This window comes from Brachybacterium tyrofermentans, assembly GCF_039526165.1.
Classification (GTDB): domain Bacteria; phylum Actinomycetota; class Actinomycetes; order Actinomycetales; family Dermabacteraceae; genus Brachybacterium; species Brachybacterium tyrofermentans.
The window spans coordinates 62,330-79,403 of sequence record NZ_BAAAIR010000032.1; the positions used below are offsets into that span (position 1 = coordinate 62,330).

At 67.7% G+C, this 17,074-nt stretch carries 14 protein-coding genes; 5 read left to right on the forward strand and 9 right to left on the reverse strand.

The annotated features are described in order from the left end of the window. The first annotated feature begins 286 nt into the window (after positions 1 to 286). The 3 genes from ctaC to ABD093_RS06205 are packed head-to-tail and all read left to right on the forward strand — an operon-like array spanning position 287 to position 3,340. Positions 287 to 1,210 (forward strand): aa3-type cytochrome oxidase subunit II, encoded by a 924-nt coding sequence (gene ctaC / locus ABD093_RS06195; protein WP_193119284.1) that lies wholly within the window; start codon positions 287 to 289, stop codon positions 1,208 to 1,210. Continuing rightward, on the forward strand, positions 1,207 to 2,922 hold the full coding sequence (gene ctaD / locus ABD093_RS06200) for an aa3-type cytochrome oxidase subunit I (RefSeq protein ID WP_343923165.1): 1,716 nt from the start codon (positions 1,207 to 1,209) through the stop codon (positions 2,920 to 2,922). Before ctaC ends, ctaD begins: the two co-directional genes overlap by 4 nt. A gap of 1 nt (position 2,923) precedes the next feature. Next, positions 2,924 to 3,340 (forward strand): cytochrome c oxidase subunit 4, encoded by a 417-nt coding sequence (locus ABD093_RS06205; protein WP_193119282.1) that lies wholly within the window; start codon positions 2,924 to 2,926, stop codon positions 3,338 to 3,340. Between the two features lie 1,366 nt (positions 3,341 to 4,706). Here ABD093_RS06205 and qcrB read toward each other — a convergent pair. From qcrB to ctaE, 4 genes are all read right to left on the reverse strand, one after another. Further along, positions 4,707 to 6,392 (reverse strand): cytochrome bc1 complex cytochrome b subunit, encoded by a 1,686-nt coding sequence (gene qcrB / locus ABD093_RS06210; protein ID WP_193117335.1) that lies wholly within the window; start codon positions 6,390 to 6,392, stop codon positions 4,707 to 4,709. Positions 6,393 to 6,396: 4 nt separating this feature from the next. Then, positions 6,397 to 7,461, reverse strand: coding sequence for a cytochrome bc1 complex Rieske iron-sulfur subunit (gene qcrA / locus ABD093_RS06215; RefSeq protein ID WP_193117334.1), 1,065 nt, complete (start codon positions 7,459 to 7,461; stop codon positions 6,397 to 6,399). 8 nt (positions 7,462 to 7,469) lie between these two features. Then, positions 7,470 to 8,270, reverse strand: a complete 801-nt coding sequence (gene qcrC / locus ABD093_RS06220) for a cytochrome bc1 complex diheme cytochrome c subunit (RefSeq protein ID WP_193117333.1) — start codon at positions 8,268 to 8,270, stop codon at positions 7,470 to 7,472. A 91-nt stretch (positions 8,271 to 8,361) separates the two neighbouring features. Continuing rightward, a complete protein-coding gene (gene ctaE / locus ABD093_RS06225; RefSeq protein ID WP_343923169.1) occupies positions 8,362 to 9,093 on the reverse strand; it encodes an aa3-type cytochrome oxidase subunit III in 732 nt (243 codons plus the stop codon). A 235-nt stretch (positions 9,094 to 9,328) separates the two neighbouring features. On the opposite strand from ctaE, the gene trpD reads away from it, so the two are divergent. Further along, complete coding sequence (trpD, locus tag ABD093_RS06230) at positions 9,329 to 10,411, forward strand: anthranilate phosphoribosyltransferase (RefSeq protein ID WP_193117331.1); 1,083 nt, start codon at positions 9,329 to 9,331, stop codon at positions 10,409 to 10,411. An 87-nt stretch (positions 10,412 to 10,498) separates the two neighbouring features. Here the strand turns inward: trpD and ABD093_RS06235 are convergent, their stop codons facing one another. The 3 genes from ABD093_RS06235 to ABD093_RS06245 form a co-directional block, all read right to left on the reverse strand. After that, positions 10,499 to 10,780 carry an Lrp/AsnC family transcriptional regulator gene (locus ABD093_RS06235; RefSeq protein ID WP_193117330.1) on the reverse strand — a complete coding sequence of 94 codons (282 nt, stop codon included), beginning with the start codon at positions 10,778 to 10,780 and terminating at the stop codon, positions 10,499 to 10,501. 50 nt (positions 10,781 to 10,830) lie between these two features. Next, on the reverse strand, positions 10,831 to 12,492 hold the full coding sequence (locus ABD093_RS06240; RefSeq protein ID WP_343923172.1) for a DEDD exonuclease domain-containing protein: 1,662 nt from the start codon (positions 12,490 to 12,492) through the stop codon (positions 10,831 to 10,833). A gap of 156 nt (positions 12,493 to 12,648) precedes the next feature. After that, positions 12,649 to 14,457 carry an AMP-dependent synthetase/ligase gene (locus ABD093_RS06245; protein WP_193117328.1) on the reverse strand — a complete coding sequence of 603 codons (1,809 nt, stop codon included), beginning with the start codon at positions 14,455 to 14,457 and terminating at the stop codon, positions 12,649 to 12,651. 170 nt (positions 14,458 to 14,627) lie between these two features. Here ABD093_RS06245 and ABD093_RS06250 point away from each other — a divergent pair, with 170 nt between their 5' ends. Beyond that, positions 14,628 to 15,563 carry an ROK family glucokinase gene (locus ABD093_RS06250; RefSeq protein WP_193117327.1) on the forward strand — a complete coding sequence of 312 codons (936 nt, stop codon included), beginning with the start codon at positions 14,628 to 14,630 and terminating at the stop codon, positions 15,561 to 15,563. A 61-nt stretch (positions 15,564 to 15,624) separates the two neighbouring features. Here ABD093_RS06250 and ABD093_RS06255 read toward each other — a convergent pair whose 3' ends face one another. Beyond that, entirely contained in the window at positions 15,625 to 16,224 is a 600-nt protein-coding gene (locus ABD093_RS06255; RefSeq protein WP_343923174.1) for a hypothetical protein, read from the reverse strand. Further along, a complete protein-coding gene (locus ABD093_RS06260; protein ID WP_343923176.1) occupies positions 16,221 to 16,997 on the reverse strand; it encodes an alpha/beta hydrolase in 777 nt (258 codons plus the stop codon). Before ABD093_RS06260 ends, ABD093_RS06255 begins: the two co-directional genes overlap by 4 nt. Positions 16,998 to 17,074: the final 77 nt, after the last annotated feature.

Genomic DNA, 17,074 nt, shown 5'->3' on the forward strand with positions numbered 1-17,074 from the left:
GGCCCGTTTTCTGTGCAGTGGCCGTGGGAGACGGATCACGGAGGGGTCTCGGGGCGATGTCGGCGCGTGCCGATGCAATACGCGCTCCGCAGAACCCGTATGATGACAGCGTGCCGTCAACTGCTGGGCCTCGTGCCTGGCAGGGCCCGTTCCCCGGGACGAGCGCGGCACTGTGGGCATGTCATCGCCCATACAGGTACACACTCCGCAGTCCGGAGCCGTTCGCACAGCACAGAGTGCGGGCGGGAACCGGGAGCCGGAGACGACGAGCGGAAGGTCATCCCCTGTGATCCCCCAGGTCCCCCAGCGCTCGCGGCGCGGACGCCGCGTGGCGACAGCAGGCCTAGCCCTGGCCACCCTGCTCCTGTCGGGTTGCACCGACGAGCAGCGTCGCGGCTTCCTGCCCGGATATTCCGACGGCCAGGTCACCGACCAGACCGGTCGGATCACTGACCTCTGGGTCGGCTCCTGGGCGGTGCTGGTCATCGTCGGCCTCATCGTGTGGGGCCTGACGATCTGGTGCGCCGTCGCCTACCGCCGCCGCAAGAACGACACCGGTTTCCCGGTGCAGCTGCGCTACCACGTGCCGCTGGAGCTGATGTTCACGCTCGTGCCCGTGGTCATGGTGCTCACCCTCTTCTACTTCACGCAGCGCGACGCTCGCGAGATCGAGATGCACGTGGCGGATCCCGATGTCACGGTGAACATCGTCGGCAAGCAGTGGAGCTGGGACTTCAACTACGTCGACGCCGACGTCCACGAGCCTGCCGGTGTGCAGTCCTTCGCCACCGGAGAGGAGGGCGCGGCCGAATCGCTTCCCGTGCTCTACCTGCCCGTGGGCCAGAAGGTCGAGTTCCGCCTCGACTCCCGCGATGTCGTGCACTCGTTCTGGGTCGTGGACTTCCTGTACAAGAAGGACATGATGCCGGGCCACACCAACACCTTCCAGGTGACCCCCACCCGTGAGGGCACCTATGAGGGCAAGTGCGCCGAGCTGTGCGGTGAGTACCACTCCGACATGCTGTTCAACGTGAAGGTCGTCTCCCAGGAGGAGTTCGACGCCCACATGCAGGACCTTCGGGACCAGGGACTCGAGGGACAGCTCGGAGTGGACCTGAACCGCAACCAAGAGGAGTGGAGCATGCGAGAGAAGCATGACGATGCCGGGCCCCGGTACACCACTCCTGCCACCGAGGGAGAGAGCAAGTGAGCGCCGAGACGACGTCCGCGCCGACCACTTCGGCGACGCAGCAGCGGTTCCAGAAGTCCGAGGGCACCGGTCTCGGCAGGCATGCCTTCAACTTGCTGACCACCACCGATCACAAGCTGATCGGCATGATGTACATGGGCATGGCCTTCGCGTTCTTCGCGTTCGGTGGTCTGCTCGCCCTCGGCATCCGCACCGAGCTGTGGGAGCCCGGCCTGCAGGTCGTGGTCTCCAAGGACCAGTACAACCAGCTGTTCACCATGCACGGCACGATCATGCTGCTGATGTTCGGCACCACACTGTTCAACGGCTTCGCCAACTACCTGGTGCCGCTGCAGATCGGCGCCGTGGACATGGCGTTCCCGCGTCTGAACATGTTCGCCTTCTGGATCACGCTGTTCGGTTCGCTGATCGTCGTGGCCGGCTTCCTCACCCCGCAGGGTGCCGCGTCCTTCGGCTGGTTCGCCTATGCGCCGCTGTCGGACACCACGTTCACCCCTGGCCTCGGTGGTGATCTATGGGTCTTCGGATTGGCCTTGCAGGGCTTCGGCACGATCCTGGGCTCGGTCAACTTCATCACCACGATCCTCTGCATGCGGATGCCCGGCATGACGATGTTCCGCATGCCGATCTTCACCTGGAACATCCTCATCACCGCGGTGCTCGTGCTGATGGCGTTCCCGCCGCTCGCCTCGGCGCTGCTGGCACTCGGTGCGGACCGTCGATTCGACGCGCAGATCTTCAACCCGGAGAACGGCGGCGCCGTCCTGTGGCAGCACCTGTTCTGGTTCTTCGGCCACCCCGAGGTCTACGTGCTCGCACTGCCCTTCTTCGGCATCGCCTCGGAGATCATCCCGGTCTTCTCCCGCAAGCCGATCTTCGGGTACAAGACCCTGGTCGGCGCGACGATCTCCATCGCGGCGCTGTCCGTCACGGTGTGGGCGCACCACATGTACACGACCGGCGCCGTCATGCTGGACTTCTTCGCCTTCATGACAATGCTGATCGCGGTCCCGACCGGCGTGAAGTTCTTCAACTGGCTCGGCACCATGTGGCGAGGGTCGTTGACCTTCGAGACCCCGATGCTGTTCACCCTCGGCTTCCTGACCACCTTCATCTTCGGTGGTCTGACCGGAGTCATCCTGTCCTCGCCGGTCCTGGACTTCCACATCTCCGATACCTACTTCGTCGTGGCGCACTTCCACTACGTGATGGCCGGCACCGTGGTCTTCGAGATGTTCGCCGGCTTCTACTTCTGGTGGCCGAAGATGTTCGGCTACAAGCTTCACGAAGGCATCGGCAAGCTTCACTTCTGGCTGCTGACCATCGGCTTCCACATGACCTTCCTGGTCCAGCACTGGCTGGGCGTCGAGGGTGCACCGCGTCGTTACGTGAACTACCTCGTGGAGGACGACTTCGGCTGGTTGAACCAGGTGTCGACGATCGGTGCGGTCATCATGGGCGCGTCCACGCTGCCCTTCCTCCTCAACGTGGTGCTCACGCACACGAAGGGGAAGAAGGTCGAGGTCGATGATCCCTGGGGCTACGGTGCGTCGCTCGAGTGGGCGACCTCCTGCCCGCCGCCGCGCCATAACTTCCATTCCCTGCCCCGCGTCCGGTCCGAGCGTCCCGCCTTCGATCTCCATTACCCGGAGGTGGCGCTCCAGGACCACATGCTCGAGCAGGAACCCGCTGTGAACCCGAGGACGAACTGACATGAGAGCATCTGCAAAGATCTTCTGGATCCTGGGAGTCTTCTTCCTGATCGTCGCCGTGGCCTACGGCTTCCTCACGGGGATGTTCCAGCCGATGGGCGTGGAGCCCGTCGGATTCCCGGCGATGCTCGCACTGGCCGGCCTCGCTTTCATGGTCGCCATGGTTCTGAGCTTGACGGCTCGCAAGAACGACGTGGGCCCGTCGGACGATCTGAACGCCGAGGTCGAAGAGCACGGTGGCGTGCAGGGGAGCTTCTCCCCGTACAGCTGGGCTCCGCTCTGGACCGCTATCGGTGCGGGGCTGTGCTTCCTCGGCGTCGCCGCCGGCTGGTGGATCCTCGCCTTCGGCGTCATCTTCGCCGTCTACGGACTGCTGAGCTGGGTTCTGGAATTCTCGGTCGGACAGCACCAGCACTGAGACACCACCGCTGAACCAGGCGTCCTTCAGGACGCGTACGACGTCGGCCCCGCATCGAGATGATCGAAGCGGGGCCGACGTCATTGCTGTGCGAGATGGCTCCGTGCGGCAGCAGTGGGTGAAGGCTGCGGGGTCTCTGGTCTCTGGTCTCTGGTCACTGGTCTGTGGCCTGTGGCCTGTGGCCTGTGGTCTGCGGTCGCTGACGACGGACCCTGTTCTGCGTGCCCCGGTGCGCAGCCGCTCCCTTCCCTGGAGCGGTGGAGGAAAGCTGCTGGGCGCCCGTCCCTCGAGGGGGTAGACCGTGCCAGGGCCGGGTCCGGGCAATGGCGAACGGATGCCGGGCACGGGGGCCGAGCCGAGCTTCCGCGGATCCGTGGTCGTGCCGACTGGAGTGAGCGTGGCGAGAGGTGTGATGGTGCTCGGGTGCTCGGGTGCTCGGGTGCTCGGGTGCTCGGGTGCTCGGGTGCTCGTATGCTCGGGCGCTTGGTGTGATTGGGCGCTGGAATCTGTTGGGCGGCTCAACCGGTGTGGTTGGGCTCTTCCGGGGCGTGACGCCACGGGGGAGGCAGGGTGCTCAGCCCACTCGAGGCGAGATCGGCATCCCGGACCGAGGGTGGATCGGGCGCTCGTGTCCCCATGCAGAGGTTCAACCACCGTGACATAGCCAAAAAGGCGTGAAGGGAGAAACAAGCGCAACAGTATGTTGTCCCTGATCGGCTGGCTTCTCCGGTCGGCACGGAGCTGCGACGCACCGAAGTGATGGCTGGGGCGTGCACGCTCACTTCCCTGACGTATGCAGCGGATGGCCTACGCGACGGTGCTAGCGTGACCGAGTACATGGAGACCGGTGAAGCTGATTGCTCCATCCCGCAGCATCAGCAAGGTGTAGGAGGCACAGGCGATGATCATCGATGACGTGAATCCGGCAGCACGCGCGGAACGTCAGCTCTCAGCTGTCTACGCGCAGGACGGTGGCATCGAGGCGGCTGTCGACTGGGCTCGGCGCACGCTCGAGGCTGACCGTCGGGATCCGGCGAAGCGACCGCTGCAATCCGCCCGGGCCCTTCGTCGCGCTGACCGCAGGCTGAGCATGGTCTCCGTACGGTACCTGGTGAACGCGGTCTCCGGCCGGCCCGACCAGGGTCGTGGTCGCCGCCCAAGGAATCCTCTTCTGCGGTGAGAGGAGCTCCCACGCGATGATTCTCCCGCACAGAGTTCTGACCTCGCCGTGACGGAGCGCAGAAGGGGATCTGCGGGGCTGAAAAGAACTGAGCCTCAACAGAACCGAGCCTGAACAGAACGATGGGCCCTGGGAATCGCTTCCCAGGGCCCATCGTCGAGGTGCTCGCGTCAGCGAGGCAGAGGATCAACCGGCGTGGTGCGCCGTCTCTGCCGGGGTGCGGTAGTCGCCACCGGTTGCGGAGTCGATCTCGTGCTTCTCATGGGCGTAGTGCTCGAAGGCTTCGCGCAGCTCTGCCGGCGAGACCGGCTCGATGCGGTCCTTGAAGAAGAAGCTGGTGGCCTTCGCACGCAGCGACGAGACGCCCTTCCCGGCCTGCAGCGGACGGTAGTCGTCGTGCTGGACGAGAACCCACCGATCGAACTCGTCGAGCGGCTCATGGATCTCGAGCATCTTGCCGCTCTCCGTCCGGACCACTCGGGAGGTCTCCGAGCCATGGAGAGCCTTCTGGCGCGCCTGACGCTGGAGCGAGAGGCAGATCCGCTTCGTGATGAAGAAGACCAGCACGGGCACCACGAAGATCCCGATGCGGAACGCCCATGTCAGGTCGTTGATCGATAGATGCAGCCCGATGGCGATGATGTCGTTCGTCGCGGCCAGGGCGAGGATCAGATAGACGCTGATCCAGGACACGCCGAGGCCCGTTCGGACCGGGGCGTTGTACGGCAGATCCAGGAGGTGGTGCTCGCGGTCATCGCCGGTCACCCAGGACTCGATGAACGGGTAGAGCGCCAGGGAGCCCAGCAGAGCGCCATAGATGCCCATCGGGATGAGCATGTTCAGCGAGATCACGTACCCGAAGATCGTGAACTCCCACCCCGGGATGAGGCGCAGCCCGCCGTCGGTCCAGAGCATGTACCAGTCAGGCTGCGAACCCGCGGAGACGGGGGAGGGGTCGTAGGGGCCGTAGACCCAGACCCCGTTGATCGCGGTGGTCGCGGAGATCAGGGTGATGACGCCGAAGACCAGGAAGAAGAATCCGCCGGCCTTGGCGGCGTACACCGGGAACACCGGGAAGCCGACCACGTTGCGCTCGGTGCGACCGGGGCCGGGGTACTGCGTGTGCTTGTGCAGCACGAGCAGCACCAGGTGGATCGCGATGAGCCCGAGGATCATGGCGGGCACCAGCAGGATGTGGACCGTGAACAGGCGCGGGATGATGTCCGTGCCGGGGAACTCGCCACCGAACAGGAGCATCGACAGGTAGGTGCCGATGATCGGAATCGACTTCATCAGGCCGTCGATCACGCGCAGCCCGTTGCCGGAGAGCACGTCATCGGGGAGGGAGTAGCCGGAGAAGCCGGCGACCATGCCCAGGACCATCAGGGTGAAGCCGACGATCCAGTTGAGCTCGCGGGGCTTGCGGAACGCACCGGTGAAGAACACTCGGAACATGTGCACGAAGATCGCGACCATGAACACGAGGGCGGACCAGTGGTGCATCTGGCGGAAGAGCAGGCCTCCCTTGACCTCGAAGGAGATCTGGAGCGTCGACTCGAAGGCACGGGAGACGTGCTCGCCCTGCAGCGGGACGTACGGACCGTTGTAGACGACCTCCTCCATGGAGGGGTCGAAGAACATCGTCAGGAAGGTTCCCGAGATCAGCAGGATGACGAAGCTGTACAGCGCCACCTCACCGAACATGAACGACCAGTGGTCGGGGAAGATCTTGCGAGCGATGAACTTGACGAAGCCGCCGCCGGAGAGGCGCTGGTCCAGCCAGTCGCCGCCTACTGCGCCGAGCTTGTAGACGCGGGAGCTGCTCGCGTCGTCGGAAGTCTGCTTCCGGGTATCGGGAGTCGTGGTCGTCACGGGATCACTTGTCCTTGTGGGTGTCCCAGAAGCTGGGACCGATCGGTTCGGGGAAGTCACCGGTGGCCACCAGGTAGCCCTCGTCATCGACCTCGATCGGGAGCTGGGGGAGCGGCCGGTGCGCCGGGCCGAAGATCACCTTGGCACCATCGGTGACGTCGAAGGTGGACTGGTGGCACGGGCACAGCATGTGGTGCGTCTGCTGTTCGTAGAGAGCCACCGGGCACCCGACGTGCGTGCAGATCTTGGAGAACGCGAGGATGCCGTCGACACCGTTCGCCATGCTCTCGGGGTTCTTGCTCAGCTTCGGATCGATGCGCACGATCACCGTGGCGGCCTTGGCGCGCTCCTCGAGGAAGTGCGGGGTCTCCTCCGTCAGGCCCTCGGGCATGACGTGGAAGATCGAGTTCATGGCGACGTCGGACAGCTTGATGGGGGTGCCGTCGTGATCGCGGGCGAGACGCTGACCGGGATTGTGGCCCCAGAAGGTGTGGTGGAGCTTGTTGCCCGGCAGCGGGCCGAGCGTCGACAGCGGTGCGAGCACGGCGATCGGCAGCGCGGCGAAGGCGGCGACCATGGCCGTGACGATCACGGGACGGCGCGCGATGCCGGATTCCTCCAGGCCGTCGGTGATGATCCCGACCGCGATCTCCCGCGTCTCGTCGGAGCTGCGGATGTCGTGGCGCTCCTCGACCATCTCCTCATCGGGCATGAGCGTCTTGGCCCAGTGGACCGCCGCCGCACCGATGAAGAAGACCGCGATCGCGAGCCCGAGGCCCGTGACGAGGTTGGACCACCACAGGGCGCTGGGCGAGCCTTCCTCGGCGAAGATGTTCGTGCCTGTCGGCGTGACCAGGAAGTAGGCGACGATGAAGATCGCCGTTCCGATCACGGACAGCAGGAACATGGCGGCGACGAGTCGCTCCGCTCGCTTCTCCGCAGCCTTGGAGACATCAGCCTGGCGGTGGACGTGCGGGGGGAGCCCCGGGTTCGGGAAGCCTCCGCCCTCCTTGGGAGCGATCGCGCTGACCCCGCGTGCAGGGGTCGTGCCGTCGAGATTGGTGTTCATGCTCGCATTCACTTGGCTTTCGCCCCCAGCCACACGGCGCAGCCGAGGAGGAGGGACAGGATGATCGTCCAGGCATACAGACCCTCGGTCACCGGACCGACCGAGCCCAGGGAGATGCCGCCGGGGGAGCCGTTCTCCTCCAGGGCGTCGAGGTAGGTGATGACATCACGCTTGTCCTCGGGGGACAGGTTGTTCTCGTTGAAGACCGGCATGTTCTGCGGGCCGGTATCCATGGCCTCGTAGACGTGCTTGGGATCGACCCCGATGACGGGCGGTGCGAACTTGCCGCGGGTCAGGGCGCCGCCGGCGCCGGCCGCGTTGTGGCACATGGCGCAGTTGATGCGGAAGATCTCGCCGCCCTTGGTGGCGTCGCCCTTGGAGGTATCGAGGTACTCCTCATCGGGGACGGCGGGGCCGGGGCCGAGGGAGGCCACGTAGGCCGCGAGCTGACGGGTCTGCTCGTCGTTCATCTGCGGCGGCTTGCGCCATGCCTGTGCGCCGGAGTTCTCCATCGGCATACGGCCGGTGCCGACCTGGAAGTCGACCGCGGCTGCGCCCACACCGATCAGCGAGGGGCCGAGTGCGGAGCCGTCGGCGTCCTGCAGACCCTCGGCGTTGCGGCCGTGGCAGGTGGCGCAGTTGGCGAGGAACAGTGCCTCGCCGGCGTCGACGTCGTCCTGCGTGTAGGACTCAGCCTGGGCCGTCTGCGGCTGGAATGCGACGTACAGCCCACCGGTCGCCACCAGGGCGAGCAGGAGAATCACGAGTAGCGCCATCGGGTGATGACGACGTGCGGCGAGTGCCTTCACGGTTCGGACCTCGATTCGTGGAGGGGGCGAGCGGGGGAGAGAGGGGGGCTGGTGATCGCACCAGGCGGGGGAGCCTGTGCGGGCGCGGCGATCAGAAGATGCTCCAGTTGAAGTCCACCGGGATGAAGTGCCCGGAGTTGAAGGCCGTCGACAGCGGATCGAGCATGTAGACGATGAAGAACAGCACGATCCACACGATGTCGACGAAGTGCCAGTAGTACGAGATGCAGATCGCCGAGACCTGCTCGTGCTGCGTGAACTCGTCCGCCACGAAGGAGCGCATGAGGACCATGAGGAAGGCGATGAGGCCGCCGACGACGTGGATGCCGTGGAAGCCGGTGGCGAGGAAGAAGATCGAGCCGAACGGTGAGGACGAGAGCGTGACGCCGTTGTGGACCAGCTCGGTGTACTCGTAGGCCTGCCCGGAGACGAACACGGCGCCCATGAGGAAGGTGAGCGTGTACCACTCGATCATTCCCCAGCCGGCGATGTTGAAGATCGAGCCGGTGCGGCGCTTGCGCGGAGCGAAGGGCTTGCCACCGGGGAACTGGCCCTCGGCGAGGAAGACACCGATCTGGCACGTCACGGAGCTCAGCACGAGGATCGCCGTGTTCGCCAGCGCGAAGCCGTGGGCGAAGTGCCCTTCGCCCTCGAAGAAGGTGTCCGGCGCCATGGAACGGAGTGTGAAGAACATGGCGAACAGACCGCCGAAGAACATCAGCTCGCTCGAGAGCCAGACGATCGTGCCGATCTGCGTCGGGTTGGGTCGGCCGACCGCTGGAACAGCGGCGGCGGAGCGCTCAGGCAGGGTCGCAGTAGTCACGTCACCATTATGTCGTGTCGTCAGGTTCGGTGTGCCGGTTCACGACGCCCGGGCACACCGCAGGGCTCAGCCCCGGGAGGACCAGGCCAGCATATCCCTCCTGACGCCGTGTCACGAACCGGGACACGCTTCCGATCGCCGCAGGTGACCGCGACCTACGGGGCCTGTGATGCATCTGTGATCCGATCCGTGACCGGAACGACGTCCAGCGCCTGCGAGGTGAGACCATCGGTGCATGAGCGAGAACACTCCGACCTGGTCCACGATCACGTCGCGCCTCGTGCGCGGGCTGGAGCTCGAGACGTCCGAGGCCTCGTGGGCCATGGACGAGGTCATGTCGGGCAACGCGACCGCGGTGCAGCTCGCCGGGTTCCTGGTCTCGCTGCAGTCCAAGGGCGTCAGCAGTGCGGAGCTCGCCGCTCTGGCCGATTCGATGGTCTCCCATGCGCGTCCGGTGAACGCTCCCCAGGAGTCCATCGACATCGTCGGCACAGGCGGGGACCTGGCGCAGACGGTCAACATCTCCACGATGGCCTCGATGGTCATCGCCTCGACCGGACGCACGGTGGTCAAGCACGGCAACAGGGCCTCGAGCTCGAAGTCGGGCAGCGCGGATGTGCTCGAAGCCCTCGGGGTGCGTCTCGACCTGCCGGTGCCGGTGGTCGAGGAGCTGGTCGGGAAGATCGGGATGACCTTCCTCTTCGCGCAGGTGTTCCATCCCTCGATGCGTTTCGCGGCCGAGGCGCGACGGGGGCTGGGCATCCCGACCGTGATGAACATCCTGGGACCGATCACGAATCCGGCGCAGCCGCGCGCGAGCGCTGTCGGTGTCGCCGACGAGTCCATCGCCCCCACGGTCGCCGGCGTCTTCGCCTCGCGGGGCACGAGCGCGCTGGTGTTCCGGGGTCAGGACGGCCTCGACGAGCTGACGGTGACCGCACCGTCGGACGTCTGGGAGGTGCGCGGAGGTGAGGTGCGCCGCCATCTGCTGGATCCGCAGGCGCTGCTCGGCATCGAGAGGTCGGCGCACGACGCTCTGCGGGGAGGGACAGTCGAGGAGAACGCCCAGGTCGTACGGGATCTCTTCGCCGGAGTCGTCGACGGACGCATGGGCCCGATCCGGGATGCCGTGCTCCTGAACGCCGCGGCCGGGGTGACAGCTTTCGACGGAATCGGTCAGAGCGCGGAGGATGGCTTCGAGGAGAGGTTCGTCGCCGCGTTCGCCCAGGCGCGCGAGGCGCTCGACTCCGGACGGCCGGCAGAGCTGATCCGGCGCTGGGCCGCAGCCTCGCAGGAGGCCTTCGGCGCGGAGGCCTGAGTCCGTCCTGACGTCACCAGGTGCTCCCCGGCGCCGATGAGGGTGGCCGGCATCGGTGCGGTGGCCGGCGCCCGTGTGCGTGCTTGCTCAGCCGTCGATGCCCAGGTCGAAGGCGGCATCGAGATCCTGCTTGGAATAGGTCTTGAACGCGATGTTCGTCGTGGTGTTCACCACGCCCTGGACCTTGCTCAGCTGATCGGCGATGACGCCGGCGAGGTCCTCATGGGCACGCACGCGGACCACGGCGATGAGGTCGACGTCGCCGGTGACGGAGTAGACGTGCTCGACACCATCGAGGTCGACGATCGACGCGGCGACCTCCGGGATGCGGGCGGACTCCACGACGATCGAGACGAGGGCAGTGATCATGAGTTCTCCTTGGACGGGGCGCTGACCGCGCCGGGACGTGTGCACCGAGCCTATGCCCCGGGGACGGTCGCGGTCCGGGAGAAGCGCTCCGCGAGATGCTGGGCGTCGAAGCGGGCCCGGGCGGGCTGGTGCCACTCGCCGTCGACCAGGACGGTGCGGACGCCGTCGCCCTCGAGCCAGGTGAGCAGGATCTCGGCCTCCTGGTGGTAGCCCTGGCACATCGGGGTCGCGGGCTCCGCCTCGCCGAGGCCCGTCGCCGCGAGGGATCGTGCCACTGCGACGGGGTCCGCGTGGGTGCTCACGAGCGCAGTTCCGGAGAAGCGTCCGTGACGCACGGCCAGCAGCTCCCATCCCCGCCCGCCCACCACGGGATCCGCACTGGGACGGGCGGCGACCAGCAGGGGCACACGACCGATCGCGCGCAGCCGGGCCGCGCGCTTCCCGGCCGCCAGGAAGGTCAGAGCGAGCTGGCGCACCTTCTCCGCCTCCTCGTAGCGGCCGCCCTCGACATGACCGCGCATGCGCCCGGCGACGTGGTCGAGCACCTCGCGGGGGTCCGTGAGCATCGCCGCTCGGATCCTGTCGTGGTGCCCGGCGTCCTGCGGCGGGTCACGTCGTGACCCGAGCTCGAACGACGAACCGCGGCCCAGCACGGCATCGGTGAGCAGCCCGCGCAGCGGTTCCACATCGTGCCGGGAGGACAGCGGCCCGATCTGGGCGGATCCGTCGGCCTCCGATCGGGCGAGGCGCGCTGCGCGCAGCCCCTCGGTGCCGCTCCCCAGCCGGAGCCAGTGCGCCTTCTCCGGATTCAGACCGTGGCGGTTGGACGGCGGCTTCCGGGCACCGATGATCCGCAGCTCGCGGACTGCCGCCTCGGTCGCCGTGGTGCACTCGATGACTCGGATCGACTCCGCCCTCGGAAGCATGTCCAGGACCTTCCGCCGCGTCTCCGCAGCGGTGAAATAGGTGCGCACCCGGGAACGGAGGTTGCGGGACGTCCCCACGTAGAGCACGCCGCCCTGGGCATCGAGGAACTCGTACACCCCCGGCACCGACGGGACGGCATCGGCGAGGTGCTTCTTGCGCAGCTGGACCGGGGTCGCGCGGCGATGGGCGGAGGTGAGGTCCTCGAGGGTCGAGGCACCGCGGGATCCCAGACGCTCGATGATGGCGTGGAGCACATCGACGGTCGCTCTGGCGTCCGAGAGCGCCCGGTGGTCCGGGGTGATGCTCGCCCCGACATGCGCCGCCAGCGTCGAGAGCTTGTGATCGCGCACCTCGTCGCGCCGGAAGACGGTCCTGGCGAGCTCGAGGGTGTCGAGCACCGCGGGCTTGGCCCACGCGATGTCGCAGCGTGCCGCCTGCGCAGAGAGGAAGGAGATGTCGAAGCGTGCGTTGTGGGCGACCAACGCTGCGTCGCCCACGAAGTCCAGGAACATCGGGAGCACGACCTCGATGGTCGGGGCACCGGAGACCGAGGCGTCCGTGATCCCGGTGAGCGAGGCGATGTAGGCGGGGATCGGTCGCTGTGGATCCACGAAGGTGCGGAACTCGCCGACCACCTCGCCTCCGCGCACCTTGACGGCGCCTATCTCGGTGATCGCATCGGAGGAGGGATCGGTGCCGGTGGTCTCGAGGTCGACGACGACCAGCAGGGCGTCCATGAGCGGGGTACCGAGGTCGTCGAAGCTGAGCTGGCGGCGGACGGACATGCCCGCAGACTACGACGAGGCCCCGACGATCGGGATCCCTGTGCGGCGTGCGCACGATCTCCGGCCATCGGGGCCGCGTGTCGGGGCCGCGCTCCAGCTCCCGGGTCGACGCTCTCCCCGGGGAGAGCGGAGACCCGGTGCTGCTCGGCTGAACGGTCAGCCGGCCGGCTTGGACTGCGAGTAGATCTTCTCGATGACCTGCGCCATGTCCTTGACGACGACGTTGCGCTTGAGCTTCAGGGAGGGGGTGAGATACCCGTTCTCCTCCGTGAAGTCCGTGTCGATGACCTCGAAGGAGCGGATCGACTCGGCGCGGGAGACGGTCTGGTTGGCCTTGTCGACGATCGTCTGCAGCTCGGCGCGGACCGTCGCGTCCTCGGCGGCCTCGGCGATCGTCATCTCCGGCAGGGAGTTGTTTGTCAGCCAGGTGGGCAGCATCTCGGCGTCGAGGGTGAGGATCGCGGCGACGAACGGCTTCTGGTCGCCGATGACCACGCACTGGCTGACCAGCGGGTGCGAGCGCAGCTGATCCTCGAGCTGGGCGGGGGAGATGTTCTTCCCGCCCGCGGTGACGATGACCTCCTTCAGGCGGCCGGTGATCGTCAGGTCGCCGATCTCGTCGAGGGTGCCCAGATCGCCGGTGCGGAACCACCCGTCCTGCAGCGCGTCCTCCGTGGCCTCGGGGTTGTTGTGATAGCCGGCGAAGACCATCACGCCCTTGACCAGGATCTCGCCCGTCTCGTCGATCGCGACCGTGGAGCCCGGCAGCGGGGGACCGACGGTGCCCGGCGTGACCGCCCAGGGCACGTTCACGCAGACCGGCGCCGTGGTCTCGGTGAGGCCGTAGCCCTCCAGGATCGTGACCCCGATACCGCGGAAGAAGTGCGCCAGGCGCGCTCCCAGCGGAGCGCCGCCGGAGACAGCCCACTTCACGTCACCGCCCATCGCGCCGCGCAGCGTGCCGTAGACGAGCTTGTCGAACACGGCGTGCTTGACCTTGAGCGCGATCGGCACCTTGCCAGCGGCCTGCGCCGTCGAGTACGAGATCGCGGTCTCCGCGGCGGCGGAGAAGATCTTGCCCTTGCCGCCCGCGATCGCCTTCGCCTCGGCGCCGTTGTAGACCTTCTCGAACACGCGGGGAACAGCCAGCAGGAAGGTGGGCTTGAAGGCCGCGAGATCCGGCAGCAGGTTCTTGGTGTCCGGGGTGAACGCCGTCGTCACCGGCCAGGATGCGCAGAGAACGGTGATCAGCCGGGCGAAGACATGCGCCATCGGCAGGAACATCAGCACGCGCGAGCCGGGAGGCAGCACCTGCTTGCCGAGAAGGTTGAGGGCGCTGCGCGTGGTGTCCACGAAGTTCCCGTGGGTCAGCAGGGCGCCCTTGGGCCTGCCGGTGGTCCCCGACGTGTAGATGATGGTGGCGATGTCATCGAGCCGCCGCGAGGTGCGGCGGGCCTCGAGGGCCTCGTCGCTCACCTCGGCGCCTCGAGTCTTGAGGTCCTCCATGATGCCGTCGTCGAGCACTCCGATCCGTTCGAGCGCCGGCAGCTCGCCGCGCACGGACTCGATGTCCTCCTGATGGCGGGCGGCCTCGACCAGGGCGAAGCGTGCCCCCGTGTCCGCGGCGATCCATTGGATCTGGCTCGGGGAGGAGGTCTCATAGATCGGCACGCTGACGCCGCCGCTCCACCAGATCGCCCAGTCGGCCAGGGCCCATTCATAGCGGGTGCGGGAGAGGATCGCGACCACGTCGCCGGACTCGAGGCCGATCGCGATCAGACCCTTGGCGACCTGTTTGACCTCGTCGATGAAGTCGGCGGTCGACAAGGGGAGATAGCTGCCGTCGTCCTGGGTCAGTTCGAAGATGGGGACGGAGGGGTCGTTGCGGAATCGGTCCAGGAGCAGATCCGTCGTGTTCTCGTCGGGCCGGCTCTCGTGCTGCGGGGCAGAGGTGAACTGCTTCATCGAATCTCCTTCGATCCGGACACAGGCTGACTCCGGCATGCCGGACGCCTGGGCGGAAGCGCTGGTGGGGTCGGTCCGATCCTACGGCAGAGCGACCTACGATAGGACACGACAAGCTGGGCACCGGGGAATCCGGACGACGCGATCAGCAGTGATCGGGAAGGAGCGACATGCTCTCCATCGGAGTAGACATCGGGGGCACCAAGATCGCGGCGGGCGTGGTCGACGAGGACGGTGGGATCATCGCCGCGACGACGCGCAGCACCCCGGCCACGGATGCCGAGCTGATCGAGGCCGGAGTGGCCGACGCCGTGGCGGAGCTGCGCGCGGAGCATGAGGTCGTCGGGGTGGGCGTCGGCGCGGCGGGCTTCGTCAGCGCTGACCGTCGTACGGTCCGGTTCGCAGCGAACCTCGCGTGGCGCCAGCGCCCCCTGGCCGACGAGCTCGAACGACTGACCGGGCTCCCCGTGGTGGTCGAGAACGACGCGAACGCGGCCGGGTGGGCCGAGTACCGCTTCGGGGCCGCGACCGAGGCCAAGCACATGCTGATGGTCACCCTCGGCACCGGCCTGGGCGGCGCGATCGTCCTGGACGGGCAGCTGATCCGCGGTGGCGACGGGTTCGCCGGAGAGGTCGCGCATATGACTGCGGTCCCGGACGGCCAGTGGTGCGGATGCGGTCGCAAGGGCTGCCTCGAGCAGTACACCTCAGGGACCGCGCTGGTGCGCACCGCCAAGCGCCGAGCGGCGGCGGGGGACCCCGCGATGGGGCCTCTCGTGCAGGCTGCCGGCGGTGCGAAGAAGGAGATCGACGGACCGTTGATCACGCGGGTCGCGCACCAGGGGGACCCCGGCGCGCAGGAGCTGATCGCCGAGCTCGGCACGTGGCTCGGGCTCGGCATGGCATCGATCTCCTCGCTGCTGGACCCCGAGGTGATCGTGGTCGGCGGCGGTGTCGCAGCGGCAGGGGAGATGCTGCTGGCACCGGCGAGGGAGGCGTATGCCGCCAACCTGACGGCGCGCACCCATCGCACGCTGGCTCCCTTCGTCCTGGCGAGCATGGGGAATCGGGCCGGCATCGTCGGTGCGGCGGACCTCGCGCGCTGACGGCGCGCGAGAGCGGAGCTGCACCCCTGAGCGGTCCACCTGAGCTGCTCCCGCAGCGCTGCTAGACCTCGGCGCCGTCGTCGTCCCCGCTGTGGCTCCGCGGGACTCGCAGCAGCAGCGAGATGACGCCTCCCAAGGCGGCCAGCCCACCCAGCCAGCCCAGGATGCCGGGCAGCGCCGGGGTCATGGGGACGATGACCAGCAGCAGGAAGCCGCCGACGAGGGCCGTCCAGGACCACAGCGTCGCGGAGGACGGCTGCGGGAAGTCGGGGTCCGGGGGCTCGAAGTCCCCGTAGATGACGTCGTCGTCCAGCTCGCGAGGGCGCGGCGCGTCGCGCGGACCGGAACCCGGGCCGGGCGCGCCGGCCGCGGGATGCGCGGCGCGGGCGCGAGCCCGAGACTCGGCGCTCGGCGGCTCCGGTGGGGAATCGGCGCTGTAGGACCACAGGGCGTCATCGGCGGCGTCATCCGTGCTGTCATCGGCGGCGTCGTCCCCGGTGGGGCCAGGAGCCATGCCGCTGCGAGGGGTGTCCGGCGCACGCGCCGCCGGCTCGTGCGGAGCCTCCCCAGGACGCAGCACCATGCCCTCGCCCTCGAGCATGCGGGCGAACTCGGCGTCGACGTCGCGCGGATCGTGGGCGCTGTCCCGCTCCGGGCTCATCGAGCGTCTCCCGATCGGCGGGGGACATGCTGCTCGAGGAACCTCGCAGAGGCCTCGAAAAGTCGCTGGGCGTCGTGATCCAGGGGGGCGAGGTGATAGCTCCGGGGGAGCGCGAGCCGTTCGACGCTGCCGCTCACCCCGGCCGCGACGAGATCGCTGTCCGACGGCGGGACCGTGTGGTCCTGGCTCGACGTGGCCAGCAGCAGCGGGGCCGTGACGTCGCCCAGACCTCTGCGGGTGCGGCGGAACAGCCGGCGCAGCTGGCCGACGGCGCGCAGAGGGGTCCGGTCGTAGGCCTCCTCGGTGACCCCGTCGAGGGCTACATCGGACCCGATGCCCGCCACCGTGGGCACCACCGGAGCCAGCAGCTCGGCGATGCCGGCCACCGGTGTCAGGGTCATGCCGGGGTTGACGGCCACCAACGCTGCGATGCGGCCCCGGAGCTCAGGATCCTCTCCGAGCGCGAGGGTGAGAGCGCCTCCCATGGAGAGGCCGCCCACGGCGATCGGGCCGAATTCGTCGGAGAGGTCGATCGCGGCGGCGCGCACCTGCTCGTACCAGTCCCGCCAGCGGTAGGTCGTGAGGTCCTGCCAGGTGGTCGCATGCCCCGGGAGCAGTGGGAGCTCCACCGCCCAACCTCGGTCCGCATGGTCCTCGGCCCACGGGCGCAGGGACTGCGGCGACCCGGTGAAGCCATGGCACAGGAGCAGTCCACCGCGCGGGTTAGAGTGACCCCGCGCGCTCCAAGGGCGGGACAGTTCGCTGAACGCCATGGGTACATCGTCGCACCCGCGCGCGCATGCTTCATCCCCGTTCACCCACGCCTCCCGACCTGACGTCGCTCTCCCCC